We start from the raw sequence: 26,613 nt of genomic DNA, 5'->3' as shown, positions 1-26,613 counted from the left end.
CCTTAGCTTTTGTGTTGAAAGGTCTTCCTAACTACAGCCCCATAGGAGTTTCCATAATGAAAAATAATCAATCGTCAATATTCAAGTTAGGTAGTCTGACGCTTGCCATCTCTACTATTCTGGGTTCAAGCTTATTGTCTACAGCAGCAATAGCGCAACAATCAGAAGATGAAGTGATTGAAGAAGTTGTTGCTACAGGTACCCGATTAAAAGGGACAGCAACAGCAGTAATGCAAGAGCGTCAAAACCAAGCGTTTGTTGCCGATATCATGGGTGCAGATCAAATTGCACGTACCGGTGATGGCGATGCAGCAGCAGCACTTCGTCGTGTAACTGGATTAACATTGGTAGATGGTAAGTTCATCTACGTTCGTGGTTTGGGTGAACGCTACTCAAGTACACAATTGAATGGTATGACAGTACCTAGCCCTGATCCTACGCGTTCAGTGGTTCCATTGGATTTATTCCCTTCAAGTATCATTGAAAGCTTGAATGTTCAAAAATCGTTTTCACCCAACATGCCTGGCCACTTTGGTGGCGGTAACGTCAATATCCGTACTAAGTCTATCCCAACTGAATTTGTGTTCAGTGTGTCTGGTGGGGCAGGTTGGAATTCAGAAAACAGTAATGACGGATTTTTCTACGGCGGTGGCAGCGATGATTGGACTGGACGAGATGATGGCACACGCGCCTTGCCGTCTATCATAGCATCGAATTTGGCCGCTTCTGGCTCTGACGGGTTTGAAGGTGATTCTTCACGTACGTTGGCGCAAACACAAGAAATACTGAATTCATTTAATTGGGATATTGGCCCTGAAAGTAAGTCTGCCGAGCCTGACTTTAATTTAGGTGCAACGCTAGGTAATCGTTACACATTTGATGACGACAGTGTATTGGGCTTCCTTGCGACGGTTTCTTACAGCAACGAATGGTCAATTACCGAAGAGCAATTGGGTAATGATATTGGTGGCGGACAAGATAACCCTCGCTTTACTAAATATCGTGACATGATTTCTACCGAACAAAATGTTCGTTGGAGCGGCATGTTCAATGTGGGTTATGAGTTAAATAGTAACCACAAAATTGAACTGGTTAATATGATGCTCCACGACATGCGTGACCGCCTGCGGGACGGCGAATACTTCGATGACAGTGAAAGCACCATCGGCGTGGAAGAGTTCAGTCGTATGGATATCATTTTCGAAGAGCGTGAAATGGTGTCGTCACAGTTGAAAGGAACACATAATTTCCTCGATATTGCTAACGGTGTGTTTTTTGATTGGTACGCAGGTACAAGCCGAGCCTCGCGTGAAGCGCCCGATATTATGGAAGTAACTTACCAGTTATTTTATGACGATGTTGGTGCGTTAGAGCTTGAACGTATCGATGATACTTCAGGGACTAACTTAAACCGTCAGTATCAAAGCCTTCAAGATGAATCTGATACTTATGGTTTTAATATCTCTACTCCTTTCTACGGTGATGGGTACGATATCGAAATTAAGGCGGGCTTTGATTATTACGAGAAAACACGGGATGCCGTAAATATCGATTTAGCGATTCGCCATTTTGGTATTAATGATGAATTTAAAGTGGGCAACCGACTGTATGATATTTTCTCAGAAGAAAATATTAATAACCCTGACTTCTACGCAAGTTCAACAGGTAGCTCGCTATTTCAAGACAATACCGGTGAAGGTGATAAGTATTCCGCAGCAAGTAAGCTGACTGCTGGTTACTTGATGGTAGATGCTTTTATCGATAAAAAGTGGCGTTTAAGTGGTGGTGCGCGATGGGAAGAGTTCCAGCAAATTTCAGTGCCTTTTGTTGAACACTCGAATGAGTTTGCAGCAGAAACGGATGAAATTGCGGACAGCATTTATAACGAAGATGATATTCTTCCTTCATTCGCGCTAACTTATATCCCTAACGATGAAATGCAGTATCGTTTCAACATCAGCCAAACGTTAATCCGTCCTGATTTACGTGATATCAGTACCACATTCTTTATCGATCCACTTACCGAATTTCTTGTTCGTGGTTCACCGTCATTAGTTGAAACTGAGCTAATGAACATAGACGTCCGCTGGGAATGGTATATGTCTCAAGGGAACAACGTCTCTGTTGCGTTGTTCTACAAGGATATGGAAAACCCTATTGAGATGGTGCAGTTCGATGGCGGTGAGGGCGTACCTCAGTTGCTTACTGCAAACGGTGAAGAAGGTGAACTATACGGGGTTGAAGTAGAGTTTTTACATGACCTTAGCTTTATCAGTGACTCAATGAGTAACTTCTTTATATCTGGAAACATGACGGTGTCAGATTCAGAAGTAACTATTGGCAGCGGAGATCAAGATTCTTTGTTCTCACAGCAAGCACGTGAAGCCTATGGTGGTACCATCACAGCGACTATCACGAATGATCAGCGTCGTTTAGTGGGTCACTCTGAATGGGTTGCTAACCTGCAATTAGGTTGGGATTTAGACAACGGAGAGCATTCGGCTTCATTGGTGTATAACTCTTTTGGTGAACGTATTATTGCACCTGGTGTTCGCGGGTTTGAAGACGGTATAGAAAATCCTTTCCACTCATTGGATTTTGTTTATACCTACTATCCGGACTTCAACACGACGATAAAACTAAAATTTCAAAATATCCTCAACGAGGATAAAGAAATTGAACAGGAAGGACTCCTGTTGCGCCGTGAATCCGTCGGTACAGGTATTAGTGCCAGCGTAAGTTACGACTTCTAATTTAAAAAGCCCGGAATTGACCGGGTTTTTTATTGCGCGATTGTCTGCTGAATATGACGGTTATGTAATAAAACTGTCATGGAAAACTCCTATCCTACGCCCAGAATTTTATAGTCGGTAACCCCGATTTCTTTTAACTTTAAAGGTTTGAATGTATGAAGCTTATCAATTCTTTGCTTATTGCAGGCGCGCTTGTGGCGACACCTGTACTAGCACAAGACGATGAAGTACTAAATCCCGTTATCGATGAGGCGGCGAAAATTAATGAATCTGCTGCGAAGTCGCAGGAAAAAATAAACGGCATTACCGATCAGATTGACAGTAAACTTCAGCAATTCAAAACTTTGATGAAAGAAATTGAAGGTTTGGAAGTTTATAACACTCAACTTCGTAAACAAATTAATAGCCAAGAACAAGAAATGGATGACTTGAACGCTGCTATCGATGAAGTATCGGTTGTTGAGCGTCAAATTACGCCGCTAATGATGCGTATGATTGACGGCATGGAGCAGTTTATTGCCCTAGACGTGCCTTTTCTTCCTGAAGAGCGCAAAAACCGCGTAATGGATTTAAAAGCCATGATGGATCGCGCCGATGTTGCTGCATCTGAGAAATTCCGTCGTGTTATGGAAGCGTACCAAGTTGAGATGGACTATGGTCGCACAATGGAAGCTTACAGTGGCTTGCATACTATTGATGGCCAGGAGCGTGACGTTGAGTTTTTACGCTTAGGTCGCACAGCGCTTATTTATCAAACTCGTGATGCTAGTTCACAAGGTGTTTGGAACAAGCAAACTCGCCAGTGGGAAGCGCTAGACAGCAGCTACCGCACACAAATTACCAAAGGTCTGCGCATGGCGAAGAAACAACTTGCTCCAGACTTGCTAATGCTACCAGTGGCTATCACAGACTAAGAGGTTGATGAGAATGTTTAATTCAGTAAAACGTATCGCTTTTGGCCTAGTAGCCCTTAGCTTAAGCGCTGGTGCAGTAGCACAGAACGACCGCGCAATGGACCTAGACGCACTGCTTAAGCAGCTAGAAGAAGGTCAATTTGCACAGTCTGAGCAAAACAAACAACGTGAGCGTGACTTCGTAGCCCAGCGTGCTGAGCAAGATCAAGTATTGCGTGATACACGCGCTCGTCGTGACCAAATGTTGGCACAGTCAGAGCAGCTTGAAACCCAATTCGAAGAAAATGAATTTAAATTAGCAGACCTTAACGGTGCGCTAGATACACGTTTAGGTTCACTAAAAGAATTGTTTGGTGTACTTCAGCAAATTGCTGGCGACACGAAAAACAAATTTTATAACTCAGTAGTATCGGCGCAAATCACAGGTCGTTCAGACTTCCTTGATAAAATGGCACAAGACATGGGCTCTAGCTCAAAACTTGCGTCTATTGAAGAAATTGAGCGTGTTTGGTTTGAAATGCAACGTGAAATGACAGAGTCAGGAAAAGTGACCAAATTCACTACTGACGTCGTTGAAGCGGGTGGTCAGAAAGTATCGAAAGAAGTGGTACGTGTAGGACCTTTCGCACTCGTTGCTGATGGTAAATACCTTGAGTACAACGGTGTGACCGGAACGGTTTCAGAACTTATCCGTCAGCCTGCTGACCGTTACAACAGCTCTGCTGCAGAACTTCAAGAATCTGCAAGTGGTGAGCTAGTTCAGTTTGGTATCGACCCAACAGGTGGTTCAATTCTAGGTCTTCTAGTTCAAGCGCCAAATCTTAAAGAGCGTGTTGAACAAGGCGGCGTAGTAGGGTACATCATCCTCATCGTTGGTGCGTTCGGTTTGCTACTTGCCCTAGAGCGTTTGATTACCTTGTCGCTTATTCGCATGAAAGTGAACAGCCAGCTTAAGAGCAAGGAAATAAAAACCAATAACCCACTTGGCCGCGTGCTTAAAGTTCGTGACGATCATCCAAATGCTGATGTTGAAGCGCTAGAGCTTCACCTTACTGAAGCGATTTTGGGCGAAGTACCTAAGCTAGGGCGTAACCTTACTATCATCAAGATTATCTCAGTAGTAGCGCCGCTTATGGGTCTACTGGGTACAGTAACCGGTATGATTAATACATTCCAAGCCATTACCTTATTTGGTACGGGTGACCCGAAACTAATGGCGGGTGGTATTTCAACAGCACTAGTCACAACGGTTCTTGGTCTGGTAGTCGCTATTCCGATGACGTTGCTATACGCCATGCTAAATACACGTTCTAAGAACATTGTATACATTCTTCAAGAACAAGCGTCTGGCGTTATTGCAGAGCGCGCAGAGCGGAGCTAATCATGATCGAGTTTCTGGAAGCAATTCGCGATTTCACAGAAACAGGTGGCCAGGTTCTTCTGGTCATCGGTCTGCTGATATTCGTTATGTGGCTTTTGATCCTCGAGCGTGCCATGTATCTGATGATTTGGCATAAGCAAGCTAAGAAAGAGGCGGTAGCGATGTGGACTGCACGTCACGACCGCGCTTCTTGGATTGCACAGCAAGTTCGTCAGAAAACGATTTCACAGTTAACCATGCGACTTAACGGTAGCATCCCGATTATTCAGTCTTTGGTAGCGCTTTGTCCGTTACTGGGCTTGATGGGAACGGTAACCGGTATGATTGAAGTGTTCGATGTAATGGCGATTGCAGGGTCGGGTAATGCTCGCTCTATGGCATCAGGCGTATCGAAAGCCACTATCCCCACTATGGCGGGCATGGTTGGTGCACTTTCAGGCGTTTTCGCCTCTACGTGGCTCAACCGTATGGTGAAATCTGAACGCACGCATCTTGAGGATGCATTGACTATTCAACGTTAATGCTACGGCATTAAGGTAAGGTAAAAATTATGAAGCAGCACTTTCAAAACCTGGTTGATGAAGAAGAAGCAGCCATCGATATGACGCCCATGCTGGACGTTGTATTTATCATGTTGATTTTCTTTATTGTAACCGCATCGTTTGTAAAAGAAGCGGGTATTGATGTTAACCGCCCTGAAGCAGCTACTGCTGTGAAAAAAGACCGCGCTAACATCCTTATTGCTATCTCTGATAAAGGCGAGATTTGGATTAATAAGCGTCGTATCGATGAGCGCGCAGTACAGGCTAACATCGAGCGTCTTCACGCTGAAAACCCGCAGGGTACCGTTGTGATTCAAGCAGATAAAGAATCAACAACTGAAACCCTTATTAAGGTTATGGATGCCTCCCGTGCGGCAGGTGTTTTTGATGTTTCGATTGCAGCTCAAGAGCCATAAATCATGCCACGATATATAATCGCATTTGTTATATCCCTTGCGATCACGTTAGGCCTGTTCTTCTTGATGCAATCACTTATCAAGATGGGTGGCAGCGCGTTAACGGAACCGCCAAAGGGTAGTGTACTTGACTTTGTAAGGGTTAAGCAGGACGAACAGGTCGAGAAAAAAGATCGTAAGCCTAAGAAGCCGCCTAAGCCAGATCAGCCACCACCGCAAATGGAGCAGCCTCAAATGGACTCTCCTACCCCAGATGCAGAGGGGACATCCATGGATTTCGGTGCAGATGTTGGTGATGATATTTCTTTAGACGGCGGGTTAGCCCTTGAGTCTGGTGATGGCGAATATTTACCTATTGTTAAGGTGGCGCCGGTGTATCCTCGTCGTGCTTTACAACGTGGTATTGAAGGCTTTGTTATTGTTGAATTTACGGTAACTAAGCAAGGCGCTGTGCGAGACCCTATTGTGATAGAAGCCAATCCAGAAGGCATATTTGAACAAGCAGCAATGGATGCAGCCATGAAGTTTAAATATAAGCCACGAGTAGTAAATGGCGAAGCCACGGAAGTGTCTGGTATTCAAAACCGTATTACTTTCCAGATAGACGGATAATGACATGAGAATAAAACAAACGAATACATTGCTTAGCGCACTGGCGTTTGCCGTTGTTTTTGCAACTGTGTCTGTTCCTACTATGTTGGTTGCCAATAATGCGGTTGCTCAGGAACAAAAAGCCAGTGATAAGAAAACCCGTCGTGTTCCTACACTTCGCGGCAAGGTATACGAGCAATTAGCACGTGCACAATCAGCCGCCGATGATGCAGGCGATGTAGAAGAAGCTATTGCTATTCTTAAAGAGGTAGAAGAAAAAGCTAACTCTATGAATAGCTATGAAAAAGCCATGATGTATAACTTTTTCGGCTTCATTTATTACAACGACGAAAACTACGATAAGGCCCTAGAATCGTTTGAAAACGTAGTGAACCAACAGCCTATTCCTGAAAAGTTCGAAATGTCGACCCTCTTCAGTTTGGCGCAATTGCATTTAATGCAAGGTAACTATGATAGAACGATAGAGTTTATCGAACGTTGGGAAGTATTAAACAACGGGGTTATTCCACCTAAAAATAAGGTGCTAAAAGCACAGGCTTATTATCAAAATAAGCGTTATGACGACGCAGCAGATTGGATCACTCAAGCCATAGTTGAACATGAAGCAGAAGGTATGTTGCCAGATGAGTCATGGCTTATTCTTCAGCGTGCAGTGTTCTACGAACTCAAGCAGCCAACTAAAGTAAAAGATGTTTTGATTAAGCTAGTGAAGCTTTATAGCGAACCAAAGTATTGGATACAGTTAGCAGGCATGTATGGCGAGCTTGGTGAAGAGCGTAAGCAGCTTGCCATTATGGAAACGGCTTACCAACAAGGTTTTGTATCATCACCTGCTGATATCTTTAACATGGCTCAGCTTTATTACTATCATCGTGCACCGTATAAAGGCGCATTGTTGATGGAACAAGCCATGAAAGAAGGTGTGCTTGAAGAGAATCTTCGAAACCTTAAGTTTTTAGGCCAAAGCTGGACTCTCGCCAAAGAGCAAGACAGAGCGATTCCGGTAATGATGCAAGCAGCTGAATTATCAGAAGACGGCGAGTTAGATGCTCAGCTAGCGCAAATTTTGCTTAATGAACAACGATGGGATGAGGCGATTACATCAGCAGATCGCGCGATTGAAAAAGGCGAGATGCGTAACCCTGGCTTGGTATATTTGATTAAAGGCATGGCGCTTTATAATCAAAAGCAGTATGCACTAGCACTTAACCAACTTGCTGAAGCTGAAAAGCATCAGAAAAGCCGTGCTATGGCGCAGCAGTGGAAACAGTTTGTTCAGTCTGAAAAGACGCAATCTGAAATCATTGAAGCTGAGCTTGGCAACAGCTAAAGCGACAGCTAACACGCTTAAACGCATATACGTGATATGAAAACCGCCGCAGGCATCTACACGAGCCGGCGGCGTTTTTGTTTGTGTTGTTGTAATTATTAGCCCACTGGGCTGAAGTTTTATTTTTAAAGCCGTTGGCTAAAAGATAACGACACAAAATCTAATCCTGGATTAGGCTTCTTAAAACCTGCGTTCGAATAGTGAAAGTAGCGCAGAGACACGCGATATTCTTGGTATTGCCCGAACGTGGTCGAAAACCCAATCCTATCTTCAAACTGATAATGGGTAGACACATCTTTACCTGCAAACTGTGTATCGTCTAGCAAGGACACGCCAATGCCCAACTCTAAATCGATAGGCTTGTTAAACACTGTGGTCAGTGGAAACCGAAAAATAGGTGAAAGGGCAAGTACTACATTTGAGTCGTACTGATTATCGTCGCCATATTCCCAAAAGTTAGCACTGGTTTCCATGGTTAAGGTCATGGGCCAACTTACATTTAAAGGCTGATCGATATTATATTGATAGGCTAATTTGATACCATTTACAGCGCCTTCTCCACGTATGAAGTCGATAGCGTAGCCATGAGCGCTTTGACGTGGTGTTGGCCATAAGCTAGGTGATTGGCGCTCGCTGCTATTAACAGCAAATGGGGTAAGTAATAGTGTGAATAATGCAGCAAGGGTAAAAATGTGTGTGTTAGTCATAGTATGTTCCTCCAACGCCCTATATGAGGGAGGAATATAGGTAACCCAATTCTAAAAAAAGACGTGGTTTATTCGATTAAATATGACAATTTTATTCTGATAGTTTAGAGAAAATTGAACTAACAAGTTAACGCTGAAATCTGCGGTTTCACCGCAATATTTTGAGCTATAAACCGCTATCGATGATTAGCGCCATTCACGGAAGCCTCAGGGGATTGAGGCTCTAGGAATAAAAGCTCAGGGAAGAAAGGCTTCTATTGATGGCAGTTCATTTCTAGCTTCAAGTTCATTCCAATAAGCTTTTGTTTTAAGAATTTCATCTCTAATAGACAAAAAAGTAGACACTAATTCTGGGTCGAAATGTTTGCCCGATTCACCTTCAATGTAGGCAAAAGCTTCTTCATCTGGCCACGCTTTCTTATAAGGGCGCTTCATTGTTAAGGCATCAAACACATCGGCAATTGCCACAATACGTGCACTTACCGGAATGTGTTCGCGTTTCAATGAATAAGGATAACCACTGCCATCCCACTTTTCATGATGATAGCGTGCAATTTCTGCCGCCAAGCTAAACAAGGGGGAATTACTGCGGGTTAATATTTCATACCCAATTGCCGCATGGGTGCGCATTACTTCCATTTCATCATAGGTAAGTCGCCTAGGGGCTTTTAAAATACTATCGGGGATACCTATTTTCCCGGTATCGTGCATCGGCGCGGCTTGTGCCAGTAATGAGGCGTCGTCAGGTGACCAACCAGAGGCTAAAGCTAAGCACTGACAATAAGCAGCCATGCGCCAAATGTGATGGCCGGTGTCAGTATCGTTGTAATGTCCTGCAGCAGCCAACATACTAATCGCGCTTTGCTGACTACGAAGCAACTCCTGCGTTCTGATTTTAACTTCTTGTTCAGTTACTCTTACTTGATGCGCTAACGAGATATGTGTTTTTACTCTAGCAAGTACCAATGCGGGGGAGATAGGCTTAGTAATATAATCTACTGCGCCTAATTCAAAGCCTTTCTCTTCATCTTGACCTTGACCCAACGCGGTAACAAAGATGATAGGCACTTTAGCCAGCCTGGGGGCAAGTTCTGGTGAGGTTTTAATTTGTCTGCATACCTCATGCCCATCAATACCCGGCATCATAATATCGAGTAAAATAAGGTCTGGGGTGAACTGCTCTACAACTTTCAATGCAATATGCCCAGTGGGCGCAACTTTTACTTGGTAATAAGGCGACAAAATACCCTGCAATAAATCGATATTTGCTGGCTCGTCGTCGACGACTAAAATACTAAAATCCGTCTTTTTCGATTTTTGGTTATCAGCCATTTAGCAGTGTATCCCTTAGGCGTAAAAGTTCTTCAAGTGCTCGGCCGTAATCGTAAACACTAACAAGTTGCCTTGCATGGTTTAATGCATGTGCCGATGCTGATGATGCATGTTTGTTGTATAGCGCTGATAGCAGAGACACTGCCTCAGCATCGTAAGATTCAAGGCTTGTGATCACCGCTGATAAATCTGAGATAGATAATGTCTCTTCTACTTCTTTTTCATCATACTCGTTTGGCAATGAAAGCGTATGAGCAATAAGTCGAAGAGTGGCGTCTAAAGCGAAAGAGATGTTAGATATCTTATGCGCATAATTAGATTTGTTTTCAAGGCTGCTTGGTAGCCCTTCTAGCGCGGCCACCAAGGTATCAGCTCCTATTTTTTTTGCATCGTCCAAGAGCGAGTTAATGGCATCATGCTTTGAATCGTTTTCAATCATGATATTAATAAGCTGCGCGAGTAATTCTGCATTTCCGTAATTTGAGTAAAACTCAGCGATGGACGTAAGATAGGGGTCGTCACTGTCATGCATGTTACTTAAATTGGCAGAAGTATGGATGTTGATATCGATGACATGTAATATTTCAGCCGCGCTTGCGGGTTTTAACAAGTGCGCGCACATACCTACGCTAGCCCCTTTTTGTATGTTCTCGCTACTACTATCAGCACTAAGTGCAATAATAGGGCAGTGCCAGCCGTTTAAATTATTGAGTTCTTCAGCAACAGTGAATCCGCTTTTTTTGGGAAGAATACAATCGAGCAGTACCACATCGAAGTTGTTACTCTTACCCAATGCCAAGGCCTGCTCACCAGAGGTTGCTGTGGTGACTTTCAACCCTGCATCAAGTAAAATTTGTTGCGCTATTTCAAGACTAATACTGTCATCATCAACCAATAGGGCGTGCTTTCCTGCTAAGCGTCGCTTACGCCAGAGCTTACTTTCCAGTCCGTCGGCGTGCGTTGCTAACGTGGAACCAGAGGTTGGAAATAATGCCCGTAAGATGTGAACATCGGTAAAAGGTAGCTCTATTATATTAAGCATGTTGAGTTTGACAGATTGTAATCGTCGCTTGGCTTCTTCGGTGTCGACGGGAGTGACAATACACATCAGGTTCAAATTTTCATATTCACCAAGTTTTATGTGGTTGACGAATTTTTGCCAAGCTGCGGGCTTAGCGGGAAGCAACACAATTACATCATGACGGCTGGCTGGGAACGTATCTGCATTCCCGTTAATAAAGTGGCAAGGTATGGATAGTCGCGACAGTGTGTGAGCTAAAATATTGTTCGCTTCATCCATATCTTGACTGGTATTCACACACAGCAATGGATGATTCAATTCCCGCATGGGCGCGGCTTGACTCGCATTTATTGAGATTGTCTCATTAGCCTTTCCACGACCAATTTCCTTAGCCTTTTCATGAACCATTCCAGGTAGGGTAAAACAAAAGTGAGTCCCTTTGCCAAGCTCACTGGTGAATTCAAGTTCACCATGCATTAGCTCAACTAAGCGCTTACTAATGGCCAACCCTAACCCAGTGCCGCCATACTCCCTCGAAATTGACGCATCTGCCTGCACGAAGGCATTGAACAGTTTTTCTTTGTTGTCTTCATCAATGCCAATACCAGTATCGCTCACACAAAAAGAAAGCGCCTCTCCTTGTTGGCTAACGACTAACTTAACGAAACCGTGACGAGTGAACTTAATTGCATTTCCCAGTAAATTAACCAACACCTGATAAATTTTGTCACTGTCACCTTTACAGGTAACATCTGTGTCTAAACGCATATCGAAAAGTAACTGTAGGTGCTTTTGACGCGCTTTATGCTGAAACACTTGCGCGAGCTTGTTCATCATATCGGCAAGATTAAAGTCAGCGCGGTGTAATTCAATTTGTTGGGCCTCAACTTTTGAAAAATCTAAAATGCCGTTTATTAGCGTGAGCAACGAGGTGGCGCTGCCTTTCACCTTGGACATGTAGTTCTGCTGCTGCGCCTGATTATCACTTTCAATTGCTAAATGAGTTAAGCCAATAATGGCATTCATAGGCGTGCGAATTTCATGGCTCATTGTGGCTAAGAAATCACCCTTAGCTTTGTTAGCGTTAGCGGCTTCTTTGTAGGCGTGCTGTAGCTGCCGTTCTAACCCTTTCCGGCCACTTATATCGCGAAATACACCCACGTGCCCGTTAGGCTCACCATGAATGTCCTCAAGGGGAACTGCAACAATTGAAATCGGGAAGATCCGTCCTCGCTTATCGGTAAAGAAGTCTTCATCGGAGCTATAGGTTTTTCCCACACGAATAGCATGATTTACGGCACAATCATCTCTTGATAAAAGTGTGCCATCTTCTTTTTGATAATGAACCGCGTTGTGGAATCTATGGCTTTGTAAATCCTCTAATTCCCACCCTAATAAACGTGATGCTTCAGGGTTTAAAAATTGAGTTTTGCCTTTGGCGTCTACAGCATATACGCCTTCACCAATGCTATTAGTAATGCTTTGATAAAACTGCCTACCTGTCTCTAGCCTTTTTTCTAACCTTTTCTGATTGGAAATATCGGTGCACAGCACGACCAAGTTTTCAACACGGCCTTGGTCATTAATGTTGGGTACGATGGTACAAAATACAAACCAAGGGGTACCGGATTTAGTAATACTTTGAAGCTCGCCGTGCCAAATCTCACCTTTAAATAAGGATTGCAGAATACCGAGGCGTGTAGATAAGGGAACATTTTTAACATTGAGCATATCCGCATTGTTCCCAATAAGCTCGTCTCGAGTAAATTCAGATAACTGACAGCACTTATCATTAGCACTTAAGATAGTGCCGTTTAAGTCGAGGGTGATCACAATGCTGTGCTGATCCATTGCTCGTCTCTGGATCAGCATGTCGTTTTCTTTGTGTTGTTGCTCAGTAATTAAGTCTAAAACTAAGGTGGACAGCGAGGCTAGGCTAGCAATGTCATTATCAATTTCAGGTCGCGCTTGCGCCGTTAATAATGCATTAACCGATTGAACAAGGTTATCTGTAATGGCGGCTAATTCTTGCGGCCAGGTTTGCCCTTGTTCTAAAGTCGGCCTATCCGTACTACTTTTACGTGCGTACCCGCCGCTTGTTGTCTCATCTTCGGCCTCAAGACCATGTTGACGGTATGTATTGTCAATAGAGGCAAGCAATGCACTAAGCCCCGTGGTAAGGCGGGATGCATCATGATTGTCTAACAAAGCAGTTTTATTGAGTATATCGTCTAACCAAAGTTCGCCTTCTTCGTTGTTTTCACAAGAAAATGCAGCTTTGATTTGCTTGATTAAAAGGGAGTTCACAGCGTTGGGGCAGACTTACGTTGGGCTTAATAGATTATTTATAGAACGGAAATGGTATTGCAGCAAACAAATCAGGTTATTCTTTGGTAGCAATAACCTGATTTTATTCACATTAACGGCAAGTAGCGCTAAGGCAATTTAGGCTGAACGCAGCTCTCTACGGAGTATTTTCCCTACGGTCGATTTAGGCAGCTCTTCTAAAACGGTAAGTTCCTTAGGGACTTTGTAATTGGTTAAGCTTTCTTTGCAAAACGCAATGATGTCATCGTTAGTAACGGGTTTGCTTACGGTGATGAACGCGCATACTCGCTCACCAGATTTATCATCTGGTTTACCGACTACAGCGGCTTCCATAATATCTGGGTGGGCAGTGAGTACATCTTCTACTTCATTAGGGTACACATTGAAGCCAGAAACAATAATCATGTCTTTCAAGCGATCGACAATTTTAAGTGCGCCAGATGCTACCCAAATGCCGATATCACCAGTTTTGAAGTAGCCATCTTTGGTCATAACTTTTGCGGTTTCATCGTCTCTGTTCCAATAGCCCAGCATAACTTGTGGTCCACGAACCGCAATTTGCCCTGATTCACCCTCGGCCACTGGATTATCGTAGCTGTCTAGCAAGGCAACTTCAGTATCTTGCAGTGGTTTACCAACAGTACCAATTTCTTCCTCGCCAGGTAGGTTAAAAGAAACCACTGGCGCGGTTTCTGACAACCCGTAACCTTCAGTTATAGTATTGCCGGTTACTTGTTTCCATATAGATACCGCGCCTTGAGTGAGGGCCGTACCACCAGACATGGTTAAATGCAGTTTTGAAAAATCGAGCTTGGCAAATTCTGGGTGACGACCCAAACCAACAAACAACGTGTTGATACCCGCAAACGCGGTAATTTTGTGCGGCTTTAATGTTTGAATGAAGCCGTCGATATCGCGAGGATTCGGAATAAGCACGATATGGCTGCCCTTTGCGAACAGCGCCATCATACAAACCGTAAAGGCATAAATGTGATACAAAGGAAGTGGACAAACTACCACTTCTTCACCTTCTTTGAAGAAACCGCCTAGGTGGTCAAGCATTTGAACGCTATTGCTCATAACGTTTTTATGGCTAAGGGCTGCGCCTTTAGATACACCGGTAGTTCCTCCTGTGTATTGCAACATGGCAAGGGCTTCAAACTCTGTTTTAGGCCTCACAACTGCGGGCAAATCTGCACCGGCGTTAATCGCATCAGTTAACGAAACTGTGCCTGTCATAGTTGGCGCCGTAGCAGCATCTAATAATTCAGTCGCCGATGTAGCAACGACGGTTTTAATTTGCGTGTCGCTTTTAATGGCATCAAATTTTGGCAGTAAATCACTTAAGATAACTAACGCTGTCGCGCCGCTATCAGTAAATTGGTGCTTCATTTCCCGCTCGGTATAAAGCGGGTTAGTGTTAACCACTACCAAGCCGGCGCGCAAAGCAGCATAAACGGCAATAGGGTTTTGAATGAGGTTAGGCAGCTGGATAGCAATTCTGTCGCCAGCTTCTAGCTTGGCTTCATGAGTGAAGTAGCGCGCTAAGGCAGCAGATTTTTCGTCTATTTCTTTGAAGGTAAGGGTTTGACCTAATGCGGTATACGCAGGCTTATCAGCATGCTTAATAAGAACGGCTTCAATATTGTCGGCCAGGCAAGTAACGTTTTCTGGGTACGTTAACATAATGCTTTATCCTGAATGAGAGGTTTCAATGAAAGATGACTATGCCGCTACAGTAACAAATGTTCATTTTTATTTACATACCTATTACATTATAGCTAAATATTCACCTCAGTGATGATTGCTGACAGTTTGAATAAATTTGAATGGGTTTGGGGATTGCTGGTTTGAGCAAGGTTTAAGCGTGTATCCAGCGTGATATTAGTGTTGGGAGTGGCGCTGGGAGTACTGGCGATTAGCTATTTAAAAGTGGACCCGACGTACTCGTTGCCCGCAATAAGCCATAAATGAAACCACCTACTAACCCTGCGAAACATTGAAGTAAAAAGCCATCATACCCACGTGCGCCTGCAATAAGCGTGACGTTAAGAATAGGCTGCATGGCAAGTAACGCGACGGCAATACTACTTGCACCCGCCACGCTCGTTAACGTGATAAAGCGAGGTTTTGTAATGTCGTGCTTTATGGCGTATTTGCGAATGATAGTGACAACCCCGAACGCAAGTAACAGTGCAACAGCGATAATAATGCCATAAGTGGGTAGCAAACCTACTACATCCTTCCATGCGGTAGATAGCCAGTCGGAGAGTGATATTGCCACCCCAAGATTGGATAGTGCGTTTAGTACTTGAAACGTGTGTAAACTGCTAGCCACTAGAAAGGTTGCTAACCACGCAGGAAGAAAACTTTTGATAAAAGACCACATAACCGCTGTTTCCGCTGTTTACGCTATTTTAAGGTGTTATAACAATCAAACTACTATTGCATGCTAAGGTAGCTTAATAAATAGGGGGAAGGAAATTATGTTTAGCCGAAGCGGGTGGGCAATGCTTGGTATCAACAAACTCGATACTAAAAAACTAGCTAATAGAAAACTAGACAATAAAAAGCGTGTGAGCAAAATACGTGGAAATGAAAACTACCAGGCGCGTCGACCTTCACGACATGTAACCTTGATAATGCTTACGTGCTTGAGTTCATTATCAACCTACTGTGCTTCAGCAGATACCTCGGGTAAACGTACTATTGAAGAACAAGCCTCTAAGGCACTAACTTCTGATACGGCAATAACTAGGGTAATCACCGATGCTCTGCATTACCCCAAAGCACTTTTGCAATTGCCCGATAGCAGCTGGCTAGTGGCAGAACGAGACGGCACGATTGTCACCGTACCTTCTACTGTGGGTAGTTCTGGCAAACCATCTTCGCCCAAACAAGCCGGGTTAGCACAAGCATCAGCTCGAAAAACCTTGGCTCAACAAAAATTACCCCTTCCACAGCTTTATCAAAAAGGGCAGGGCGGTCTGCTGCACATGGCGCTTTCTCCTGATTTTAGCACTTCGAAAGTCATTCTTTTTTCGTACTCGAAGGGCACCGACGACGCGAATCGTTTGGCAATCATGCGCGGAGTTTTGGCTGATAATGGGCAAATTGAAGCACTCACACCAGTAATAGAAATTAACGACAGCAAGGCTACGCCAGTGCATTTTGGTGGCAAGCTGGTGGCCATGGATGATGGCACTTGGTTGGTGACTACAGGAGACGGTTTCGATTACCGAGAACAGGCCCAAGTATTAAGTTCACAGTTAGGGAAAGTGCTTCGTTTTACCATAGAAGGAAAGCCTGCCTCGAATGTGCCTTTTAACAATGCACCGTTTGTTTACACCTTTGGGCACAGGAACCCACAAGGGTTAGTGAAAATGCAAAATGGTGACGTTTACTTGCATGAACACGGCCCAGATGGCGGCGATGAACTAAACAAGCTTACGTCTGGTGCGAACTATGGTTGGCCGGTGGTTACGCTAGGAAGGGACTATTCTGGGGCAACCATTTCCCCCTTTAATCAATACGAAGGCATGGTTAACCCACTCGTGGATTGGACGCCATCTATAGCGCCATCATCCATGGCGATATACAACCACAATACTTTTCCGGCACTCTCTAATCACTTGCTTGTTTCTGCCTTAAAAGCGAAAGCGCTTTATGCGGTTGACGTATCAAGCCAGCCTTTTCAGTATCGAAGAGTTTTTTCTTCAATAAATCAACGGGTTCGTGATGTGGCAGTAGGGGGCGATGGCGGTGTTTATGTGCTGACTGATGGGGAAAGTGCCAAGCTTATACAGTTACTACAACCTGATCCTTCAGTCGCGGCTACTAGCTCAGAACTAGCTCAGATTTATCACATTGAATCTAATAATTAGAAAATATTGTAAAATTACAACATTATTGTTTATTATTTCATCTGGTTCGACCATAAATACGAGAAATACCTAAGATAAGTCGTGCTTTGTATAGCTCGCTTTTCATATTGCCCAAAGAAGCAATATAAAACGAGCTTAACGCTAGATTTTTATTCTAACTCAATGATAATTAGTAATTATTTTTTGTTTTAGTCAATTGGCGTTTAACTGCCAGATTAGAAAATTGTCAATACGCTGAAGTTAATGAAAAGTGTAAATGGGGCTTTGCGCCATTCTGCCATTTTCTAATGATTACCTGATGCTTAAAAATCAGTTAAAATAACCACTATAATTTCATGCGTATAGCTAAGACCGACGTATAATTAACCCCTGCGTATAAAAAATACCTACGTATAACCAAGACCGAGAGAATTATATGAGTTTGTATTCAGAATACATGGCCGAAATCGAGACCCGTAAAGCGGAACTTGGTTTACACCCTAAGCCTATCGACAGTGCTGATTTACTGTCAGAAATTATTGCTCAAATTAAAGATACGAATAACGAGCACCGTGAAGACTCTCTTAACTTCTTCATCTACAACACACTGCCAGGTACAACAAGTGCTGCAGGTGTTAAAGCCGCATTCCTTAAAGAAATCGTACTAGGTGAGTCAGTTGTTGCTGAAATTACACCTGAGTTTGCGTTAGAGCTGCTTTCACACATGAAAGGTGGCCCGTCTGTTGAAGTACTTCTAGATTTGGCACTTTCAGACAACGAAGCCGTTGCTAAGACAGCCGCTGAAGTAGTAAAAACACAGGTTTACTTATACGAAGCTGATACAGAGCGTTTAGAAGCGTCTTATAACGCAGGTAATGTAATAGCAAAAGACATTCTTGAGAGCTACGCAAAAGCAGAGTTCTTTACTAAATTGCCTGACGTACCAGAAAAAATTGATGTAGTGACTTATATTGCTGCAGAAGGTGATATCTCTACTGATTTACTTTCTCCAGGTAACCAAGCTCACTCCCGTGCAGATCGCGAGTTACATGGCCAGTGCATGATCACCCCTGAAGCACAGCAAGAAATTGTTGAGCTAGGTAAAAAGCACCCTAACGCTAAAGTCATGCTTATTGCAGAAAAAGGCACCATGGGCGTAGGTTCTTCGCGTATGTCTGGTGTAAATAACGTTGCACTTTGGGCCGGTGAAGCAGCAAGCCCTTACATTCCATTTGTGAACAAAGCGCCAGTGGTTGCAGGTACTAACGGAATCGCACCTATCTTCTTAACCACGGTAGACGTTACTGGCGGTATTGGTTTAGACCTTAAAAACTGGGTTAAGAAAACTGATGCTAACGGTGAAGTGGTTCGTGATGAGAACGGCGACCCAGTATTGGAGCAAGCTTATTCTGTTGCGACTGGTACTGTGCTGACTATCGATACTAAAGCGAAGAAATTGTTCAACGGTTCAGAAGAACTTGCTGATATATCAAGCGCTTTCACTCCACAAAAAATGGAGTTTATGAAAGCGGGTGGTTCTTACGCGGTAACGTTTGGTAAGCAATTACAAACTTTTGCTGCAAAAGTGTTAGGCACAGACGTTCCTGAAGTTTACGCACGTTCGAAAGAAGTATCTGTAGAGAACCAAGGCCTAACTGCTGTTGAAAAAATCTTTAACCGCAATGCGGTAGGCGTTAAGTCTGAGACCCCGCTTCACGCTGGCTCAGACGTTCGCGTTAAAGTAAATATTGTAGGCTCACAAGATACAACCGGTCCGATGACATGCCAAGAGCTAGAGTCAATGGCAGCATCAACGATTTCTCCGCTTGTAGACGGTGCATACCAGTCGGGCTGTCATACAGCATCGGTATGGGATAAGAAAGCTCAAGCCAATATTCCTAAGCTTATGTCTTTCATGAATAACTTTGGCGTAATCACGGCACGTGACCCTAAAGGGGTTTACCATGCAATGACTGACGTTATTCACAAAGTATTAAACGATATTACCGTGGACGATCGCGCTATTATCATTGGTGGTGACTCACATACGCGTATGTCTAAAGGTGTCGCGTTCGGTGCTGACTCAGGTACGGTAGCGGTAGCGCTTGCGACAGGTGAAGCGGCGATGCCAATTCCAGAGTCGGTTAAAGTAACCTTTAAAGGTCACATGAAGAGCCACATGGATTTCCGTGACGTTGTTCATGCTACTCAAGCTCAAATGCTTAAGCAATTTGGCGGCGAGAACGTGTTCCAAGGCCGAGTTATTGAAGTACAAATCGGTACTTTGCTTGCTGACCAAGCGTTTACCTTTACTGACTGGACGGCAGAAATGAAGGCGAAAGCCTCAATCTGTATTTCTAACGACGAGACTATGATCAAGTCGCTAGAAGTTGCGAAGAGCCGAATTCAGATAATGATCGACAAGGGCATGGAAAACGATGCCAACATGCTTCAAGGTTTGATTGACCTTGCTGACAAGCGTATTGCTGAAATCAAGTCTGGTGAGAACCCTGCACTAGCACCTGATGACAACGCGAAGTACTACGCTGAGGTTGTGGTTGATTTGGATCAAATTGAAGAGCCAATGATTGCCGACCCAGACGTAAACAACGACGACGTTTCTAAGCGTTATACCCATGATGTTATTCGTCCAGTGTCTTTCTACGACGGTAAAAACGTTGATTTAGCCTTTGTTGGTTCTTGTATGGTTCACAAAGGTGACATGCAGATTATCGCTCAAATGCTTCGCAACCTTGAAAAGCAAAATGGCAGTGTGTCGTTTAACGTACCACTTGTTGTTGCACCACCAACATACAACATTGTTGATGAGCTTAAAGCGGAAGGCGATTGGGATATCCTTACTAAGTACGCTGGTTTCGAGTTTAACGACGACAAGCCGAAAGAAGCAGCACGTACTAAGTACGACAACATCATGTACCTAGAACGTCCAGGATGTAACCTTTGTATGGGTAACCAAGAAAAAGCAGAACCTGGTGATACGGTAATTGCTACCTCTACGCGCTTATTCCAAGGCCGTGTTGTTGCCGACTCTACCGAGAAGAAAGGCGAGTCACTTCTTGGTTCAACACCATTGGTAGTATTGTCTGCTGTGCTGGGACGCTTCCCTACTATGGACGAGTACAAAGCTGCGGTTGAAGGTATTAACCTTACAGACTTCGCTCCACCGGCTGAAGATATGGCTGTTGCGCCTAAATTTTCGCCAAGCGTTGCTGTTAAAACAGTAAGCTAAGTTCAAACTTAACCTTTGGTTAATTGAAATTTAGTGTGAAAGCCTCAACCTTGGTTGGGGCTTTTTTATATATATGTTCCTACCTGATTCCCACCTGTATTCCCGCCTGAATTCTAAACCTTCATGTAAACCCGTCCTAAGCCCAGTTTACTCATAAGTTGAACAGCGTAAGCTTTTTTGTTTTTAACAAGAATGCGGACATGAATTTCAAACCCTTTTTCTTACTACTAATACTCGCGATAAGCTCGTTTCCAGCCTCATTGGCCGCTCCCGTTCCTGACGCAATGTCTAACGCTGCTAAGCCAATGCTTAACCCCATTACAAGAGTGCCCAAGCAGACTGTTCCGCCTATCCAAACCGCAGCGACTTACACGGCAGGTGATAACATCAATATTGCTGAGTATTTCGTAAGCGAAAAATTAGATGGCGTTAGGGCCCGCTGGACGGGAGTGCAACTTGTTACCCGAAATGGGAATAAAATTTATGCACCTACGTGGTTTACCTACAACTGGCCTGATGTAGCCCTTGATGGAGAGCTATGGACGCAGCGGAGCAGCTTTGAATCTATCGCTTCAATTGTACTTAGCCATACGCCTGATGAACGTTGGAGGGCGGTGAAGATGATGGTGTTTGATATGCCCGTCAGCGATGTACCTTTTGCCTCGCGCTTATCTACAATGGAATCATTAGTGAGGGGAGCCGATAGCAGCAGTTTGGCTATGGTCCCACAATTTACGTTGAGTTCTCAGCGGCTGCTTGAAGCGAAAATAGATGAGGTCACCGCAAAGGGCGGTGAAGGCTTAATGCTACATCACAAAGCGGCCTTTTATCAGAGCGGGCGCAGTAATCAGTTATTAAAAGCGAAACGGTATAGCGATGCAGAAGCCCAAGTGATTGGCTATGTAAAAGGAAAAGGGAAGTTCGCTGGCATGATGGGCTCTCTTATTGTAGAAACGCCTGAGGGTATACAATTTAAAATTGGAACAGGGTTTAGTATAAAACAGCGTCAATATCCGCCACCACTGAACAGCTGGATCACCTTCAAATATTTTGGCTTAACAAAAAAAGGTATTCCCCGCTTTGCGAGCTTTAGGCATATTCGTCCAGCTAAAGACCTACCAAATTTATAAGGCGTTATACCCACCTGTGGTATTCAAACATAGCTTGGTTTTAACGGTGGTAACCTCCATGCTGCTAATGACAGGGAGTGATGACTGGTAATGATGAAAGAAAGCGATAACAGAAATAATAAGATGAAATATTAATTAGTTTTAAAGTTTAATTTGTTTCTTATTAATAGCTTTAATCGTTCAATATTAAGTGCGCTGAATGGCGACTATAAACGAATAAAAAGCCTCAAAAATTTAATTTAGGCAGGTTAATCGTTATACTGATGAAGTATTTTTAATCAGACCTTGCGTCAAGACCGTACAAGACCGTACAAGACCGTTTATCCCCATTGCGCAAGCGACATCAAGAGGAAGACATCGTGTTACAAGACTATCGCAAACATGTAGAAGAACGTGCTGTTGAAGGGATCCCTCCTAAGCCGCTAAATGCTGAACAGGTAGCCGGCTTGGTTGAGTTAATTAAAAATCCACCAAAAGGCGAAGCAGATAACTTATTAGAATTGTTATCTGAACGCGTTCCTCCGGGCGTGGATGAGGCCGCTTATGTAAAGGCGGGGTTCTTAAGTGCTATCGTGAAAGGCGAAGATAGCTGCTCGTTAATTTCAAAAGAAAAGGCCGTTGAGCTTCTAGGCAATATGCATGGTGGGTACAACATCGTGACATTGGTTGAGCTTCTCGACGATGACAACCTAGCGCCCCTCGCCGCTAAAGAACTTAAGCACACGCTGCTCATGTTTGACGCCTACCATGATGTTGAAGAAAAACACAAAGCCGGAAATGAATTTGCCACTGATATTATAAAGTCTTGGGCAGAAGGTGAATGGTTTACGTCGCGTAAATTAATGGACGATAAAATCACTTACTCAGTATTTAAAGTGACCGGTGAAACCAATACCGATGACTTGTCACCCGCACCCGATGCCTGGTCGCGCCCTGATATTCCCCTTCACGCCTTAGCGGCTTATAAAATGACTCGTGACGGTTTAGAGCCAGAAGAGCATGGCGTGAAAGGCCCAATGAAACAAATTGAACAGGTAAAAAACCAAGGTTATCCCGTTGCCTTTGTGGGTGATGTGGTAGGGACTGGTTCATCACGTAAATCGGCAACCAATTCCGTGTTGTGGTTCTTTGGTGAAGACTTACCCGGCGTACCTAATAAACGCGGCGGCGGTGTCTGTATTGGAAGTAAAGTGGCCCCCATTTTCTTCAATACGATGGAAGATGCCGGGGCCTTAGTATTTGAAGCTGATGTAGAAAAAATGAATATGGGCGATGTTATCGACATCTACCCGTTTGAAGGCAAAATCACCAATCATGAAACTGGCGAAGTATTAGCTGAATATGACTATAAATCTAAAGTAATTTTAGATGAAGTACGCGCTGGTGGACGAATTAACCTTATTATTGGCCGCGCGTTAACTGAAAAAGCACGAGAAACATTAGGCTTAGGCGCAACAGATTTGTTCCGTACCCCAGAGCAACCTGTCGATACCGGTAAAGGCTATACTCTTGCCCAAAAGATGGTAGGTAAAGCGTGTGGCGTTGAAGGCATTCGCCCTGGCACCTATTGCGAACCTAAAATGACCACAGTGGGCTCGCAAGATACCACAGGTCCTATGACGCGAGACGAGCTAAAAGATTTAGCCTGTCTTGGTTTCACTGCTGACTTAACCATGCAGTCGTTCTGTCACACCGCGGCCTATCCTAAGCCTGTTGATATAGAAACGCAGCACACCTTACCAGATTTCATGATGAACCGAGGTGGTGTATCGCTTCGCCCAGGCGACGGCATTATTCACAGCTGGTTAAATCGCATGTTGTTACCAGACACGGTAGGTACAGGTGGCGATTCACACACCCGTTTCCCATTGGGTATTTCGTTCCCTGCCGGTTCTGGCTTAGTGGCGTTTGCTGCAGCAACCGGTGTCATGCCCCTTGATATGCCTGAATCCATTCTGGTTCGTTTTAAAGGCGAAATGCAGCCAGGCATTACCCTGCGTGATTTAGTACACGCCATTCCGTTATACGGTATTAAGCAAGGCTTACTTACCGTAGAGAAGAAAGGCAAGATTAATGCGTTCTCTGGTCGCGTGCTCGAAATTGAAGGGCTTGAGCACCTAACGGTAGAGCAAGCATTTGAATTATCTGACGCATCAGCAGAGCGTTCTGCGGCAGGCTGTAGTATTAATCTGTCTGAAGAGTCTATTGCTGAATACCTCAATTCAAACATCACTATGCTTCGTTGGATGATTAACGAAGGTTACGGCGACCCACGTACCCTCGAGCGCCGTGCTCAAAAGATGGAAGAGTGGTTGGCTAACCCTGAACTTATGCGCGCCGATGCGGATGCTGAGTACAAAGAAATTATCGAGATAGACCTTAATGATATTAAAGAGCCTATTGTGTGTTGCCCCAACGATCCTGATGACGCGAAAACCTTATCAGACGTAGCCGGTGAAAATGTCGATGAAGTCTTCATTGGTTCGTGTATGACGAATATTGGCCACTTCCGTGCTGCAGGTAAATTACTTGAGCAGTTTAATAAAACCTTACCTACCCGTTTGTGGATGTCGCCACCGACAAAAATGGATAAGGCTCAGTTAATGGAAGAAGGCTACTACAATATTTATGGCAGGGTAGGCGTACGTACAGAAATGCCTGGTTGTTCACTGTGTATGGGCAACCAAGCACGTGTAGATGCAGGTACCACAGTACTGTCTACTTCAACTCGAAACTTCCCTAACCGTTTAGGTGATGGAGCGAATGTATACCTCACATCGGCTGAATTAGCGGCGGTAGGCGCTATCGTTGGCCGTATTCCTACGGCAGAAGAATACATGGAATATGCGAGTAAAATTAACTCCATGTCGTCTGAAGTATTCCGCTACTTAAACTTTGATAAAATGCCAAGTTTCAAGAAGGCTGAAGAAGAGGCGAAGGCCAATATCATTCCAACGTTGAATGTTGCCTGATTTAGTGTATAAACTACAAAGCCGGGCACAGTAAGTGTCCGGCTTTTTTTATGGGTTAAAGGAATGTCTAATGGCTAAAACTACTTTCATTGCAATCGCGCTTTTTGTGCTTCTAGGATATGGCGCTTTGAATGCCAGCGCACAAATGCAGCCAAGCGTAGAGTTTGATCAAATCACCTTAACGATTGACGGCAAACTTTATCAAATGGAATACGCGCATTCTTTTGAACAACGTGCCCAAGGGTTAATGTTCAGAGAGTCACTGTGTGATGATTGTGGAATGTTCTTTAAGTTTGCATCGTCAAGATACGCCAGTATGTGGATGAAGAATACGAATGTTGCTTTAGATGTCGCCTATATCGACAGAAACGGCGTAATTACAGATATAAAACCTCTAGAGCCTCACGACCTAACGTCGGTGCAGGCCACTAAAGAGGTACTCTACGCGCTAGAAATGAACCAAGGGTGGTTCGCTTCACACAATATAAGTGTGGGTGACCAGATAGAAATTAATCGTTAAACCGGTGCGAATAATCTATTCGCCGGTCAGTATCGAGCAACATGCTCGGTAAAAGAAATTCGGAGTGAAATCGTGGCAAATGCTTTAACCATCGCCAAGTTCGGCGGAACCAGTGTTGCGAACTATGAAGTGATGCAAAACTGTGCGCGAATTGTTGCCTCAAACAGTGCGACCCGTATTGTGGTAGTCAGCGCATCAGCAGGGGTGACAAACCACCTTGTGAATTTGGCGCACAGCCCACTTACCCAAGAGCAAATAGAATCTACTTGCCAGTCTATTGTTGATATTGAACTTGCCATTCTCAACAAGCTTGCTGATAAAAGCTCGGTTGAAAGTAAATTAAACGATTTGCTAGATGAAGTGAAATCGCTAGCATTCCACGAAGAGATTCTGCATAGAAACGATTTGAAAGACCAGTTGCTTTCTATGGGGGAGCGCATGTCGTCATTGATGTTTAGTGCAGTGTTGGCTGAACAAGAAGTGGCTACCATGAACTTCGATGTACGGAAAGTTTTGCGCACCGACAGTGAGTTTGGTGAAGCCGTACCACAAATTGACACTATTGAAGCTTTGGCGAAGCAGTTGCTAGCCCCTGAAATTGAAAATGCCATTGTGGTAACGCAGGGGTTTGTAGGAGCTGATGATGAAGGTCGCACTACCACATTAGGTCGCGGTGGTTCTGATTTTACAGCTGCGCTTATTGCTGAAGCTTTAGACGCCGATGCCTGTGAAATATGGACCGATGTGATTGGGGTTTATACTACCGATCCACGTATTACTGCAGCTGCTCGTCCGTTACCAGAACTTAGCTTTGAAGAAGCGGCTGAAATGGCGACCTTTGGTGCTAAAGTGCTTCATCCTGCAACCATGGAACCTGCTCTTCGTAAAAACATCAAAGTGTTTGTAGGCTCAAGTAAAGAGCCAGAAAAGGGCGGTACTTGGATTGTTCGAGACTGCGTGGAAGAGCCTCCTTATCGGGCCATTACTCGCCGTAAAGACCAAGTTATGGTGACAGTAAAAACACCTAAGATGATGTACGCACAGGGCTTCCTACAGCAGGTTTTTGCCATTATCGCGAAGCACAAGCTAAGTGTGGATTTGGTAACGACATCAGAAATCTCGGTGTCGTTTACCTTAGATAACCCTGCTAATTCTGTGGCACAGCGCTTGAACAAAGAAACCATTGCAGAGCTTGAGACTATTTGTGATGTGAAAGTAGAGAATGGTTACGACTTAGTCACTGTGGTAGGTAACCACATGCAAACGGCAATTGGTGTATCTAGCAAGATTTTCGCTGCGGTGTCTGACTTTAACTTACGCATGATTTGTTTCGGTGCGAACCCGCACAACCTGTCATTCCTAGTGAATGAAACTGACAGCGATAAAATAGTGAAGGACTTGCATAAAGCGCTCTTCGAATAGCGCGTTATGTTTTTCTCACAGACAGAAAAGGGAAGGTGTTAACCTTCCCTTTTTTATTTAAAGCTGACTATTTAAGTCAATCCAATCTAGTTTAACTCAATTCAAGCAAACCAAATACTC

18 protein-coding genes are annotated in these 26,613 nt (G+C 44.1%); 13 read left to right on the top strand and 5 right to left on the bottom strand.

From position 1 onward, the window contains the following. The first annotated feature begins 56 nt into the window (after positions 1–56). The 7 genes from R1T43_RS17300 to R1T43_RS17270 all read left to right on the top strand — a co-directional run bounded on the left by R1T43_RS17300 (position 57) and on the right by R1T43_RS17270 (position 7,948). Positions 57–2,753 carry a TonB-dependent receptor domain-containing protein gene (locus R1T43_RS17300; RefSeq protein ID WP_317350522.1) on the top strand — a complete coding sequence of 899 codons (2,697 nt, stop codon included), beginning with the start codon at positions 57–59 and terminating at the stop codon, positions 2,751–2,753. 155 nt (positions 2,754–2,908) lie between these two features. Further along, positions 2,909–3,667 carry a DUF3450 domain-containing protein gene (locus R1T43_RS17295; RefSeq protein WP_211069883.1) on the top strand — a complete coding sequence of 253 codons (759 nt, stop codon included), beginning with the start codon at positions 2,909–2,911 and terminating at the stop codon, positions 3,665–3,667. A 13-nt stretch (positions 3,668–3,680) separates the two neighbouring features. After that, positions 3,681–5,048 carry a MotA/TolQ/ExbB proton channel family protein gene (locus tag R1T43_RS17290; RefSeq protein ID WP_317350519.1) on the top strand — a complete coding sequence of 456 codons (1,368 nt, stop codon included), beginning with the start codon at positions 3,681–3,683 and terminating at the stop codon, positions 5,046–5,048. Between the two features lie 2 nt (positions 5,049–5,050). Continuing rightward, complete coding sequence (locus tag R1T43_RS17285; RefSeq protein ID WP_211069881.1) at positions 5,051–5,569, top strand: MotA/TolQ/ExbB proton channel family protein; 519 nt, start codon at positions 5,051–5,053, stop codon at positions 5,567–5,569. Positions 5,570–5,598: 29 nt separating this feature from the next. Then, positions 5,599–6,006, top strand: coding sequence for an ExbD/TolR family protein (locus R1T43_RS17280; RefSeq protein WP_013785412.1), 408 nt, complete (start codon positions 5,599–5,601; stop codon positions 6,004–6,006). 3 nt (positions 6,007–6,009) lie between these two features. Beyond that, positions 6,010–6,618: an energy transducer TonB gene (locus R1T43_RS17275; RefSeq protein ID WP_013785411.1), complete on the top strand. Its 609-nt coding sequence runs from the start codon at positions 6,010–6,012 to the stop codon at positions 6,616–6,618. 4 nt (positions 6,619–6,622) lie between these two features. Then, positions 6,623–7,948 carry a tetratricopeptide repeat protein gene (locus R1T43_RS17270; RefSeq protein ID WP_317350517.1) on the top strand — a complete coding sequence of 442 codons (1,326 nt, stop codon included), beginning with the start codon at positions 6,623–6,625 and terminating at the stop codon, positions 7,946–7,948. Positions 7,949–8,073: 125 nt separating this feature from the next. On the opposite strand, the gene R1T43_RS17265 is transcribed toward R1T43_RS17270, so the two are convergent. From R1T43_RS17265 to R1T43_RS17245, 5 genes are all read right to left on the bottom strand, one after another. Then, positions 8,074–8,655: an acyloxyacyl hydrolase gene (locus R1T43_RS17265; protein WP_317350516.1), complete on the bottom strand. Its 582-nt coding sequence runs from the start codon at positions 8,653–8,655 to the stop codon at positions 8,074–8,076. A 237-nt stretch (positions 8,656–8,892) separates the two neighbouring features. After that, positions 8,893–9,987 (bottom strand): two-component system response regulator, encoded by a 1,095-nt coding sequence (locus R1T43_RS17260; protein WP_317350514.1) that lies wholly within the window; start codon positions 9,985–9,987, stop codon positions 8,893–8,895. Beyond that, complete coding sequence (locus tag R1T43_RS17255; RefSeq protein ID WP_317350512.1) at positions 9,980–13,315, bottom strand: ATP-binding protein; 3,336 nt, start codon at positions 13,313–13,315, stop codon at positions 9,980–9,982. Before R1T43_RS17255 ends, R1T43_RS17260 begins: the two co-directional genes overlap by 8 nt. A 138-nt stretch (positions 13,316–13,453) precedes the next feature. Continuing rightward, on the bottom strand, positions 13,454–15,022 hold the full coding sequence (locus tag R1T43_RS17250) for an AMP-binding protein (protein WP_317350510.1): 1,569 nt from the start codon (positions 15,020–15,022) through the stop codon (positions 13,454–13,456). A gap of 232 nt (positions 15,023–15,254) precedes the next feature. Then, positions 15,255–15,725, bottom strand: a complete 471-nt coding sequence (locus R1T43_RS17245) for a hypothetical protein (protein WP_317350508.1) — start codon at positions 15,723–15,725, stop codon at positions 15,255–15,257. 97 nt (positions 15,726–15,822) lie between these two features. Here R1T43_RS17245 and R1T43_RS17240 point away from each other — a divergent pair, with 97 nt between their 5' ends. The 6 genes from R1T43_RS17240 to lysC all read left to right on the top strand — a co-directional run bounded on the left by R1T43_RS17240 (position 15,823) and on the right by lysC (position 26,493). Beyond that, positions 15,823–17,220, top strand: a complete 1,398-nt coding sequence (locus R1T43_RS17240) for a PQQ-dependent sugar dehydrogenase (RefSeq protein ID WP_317350506.1) — start codon at positions 15,823–15,825, stop codon at positions 17,218–17,220. Between the two features lie 415 nt (positions 17,221–17,635). Continuing rightward, a complete protein-coding gene (locus R1T43_RS17235) occupies positions 17,636–20,449 on the top strand; it encodes a bifunctional aconitate hydratase 2/2-methylisocitrate dehydratase (protein ID WP_211069874.1) in 2,814 nt (937 codons plus the stop codon). A 200-nt stretch (positions 20,450–20,649) separates the two neighbouring features. Next, positions 20,650–21,579 carry a DNA ligase gene (locus R1T43_RS17230; protein WP_317350504.1) on the top strand — a complete coding sequence of 310 codons (930 nt, stop codon included), beginning with the start codon at positions 20,650–20,652 and terminating at the stop codon, positions 21,577–21,579. Positions 21,580–21,938: 359 nt separating this feature from the next. Beyond that, positions 21,939–24,551 (top strand): bifunctional aconitate hydratase 2/2-methylisocitrate dehydratase, encoded by a 2,613-nt coding sequence (gene acnB / locus R1T43_RS17225; RefSeq protein ID WP_317350502.1) that lies wholly within the window; start codon positions 21,939–21,941, stop codon positions 24,549–24,551. A gap of 70 nt (positions 24,552–24,621) precedes the next feature. Beyond that, on the top strand, positions 24,622–25,071 hold the full coding sequence (locus R1T43_RS17220; protein ID WP_317350500.1) for a DUF192 domain-containing protein: 450 nt from the start codon (positions 24,622–24,624) through the stop codon (positions 25,069–25,071). Positions 25,072–25,143: 72 nt separating this feature from the next. Further along, a complete protein-coding gene (gene lysC, locus R1T43_RS17215) occupies positions 25,144–26,493 on the top strand; it encodes a lysine-sensitive aspartokinase 3 (protein WP_211069870.1) in 1,350 nt (449 codons plus the stop codon). Positions 26,494–26,613: the final 120 nt, after the last annotated feature.

This window comes from Alteromonas sp. CI.11.F.A3, from assembly GCF_032925565.1.
Classification (GTDB): domain Bacteria; phylum Pseudomonadota; class Gammaproteobacteria; order Enterobacterales; family Alteromonadaceae; genus Alteromonas.
This window is presented reverse-complemented; position numbering and strand designations above follow the sequence as displayed.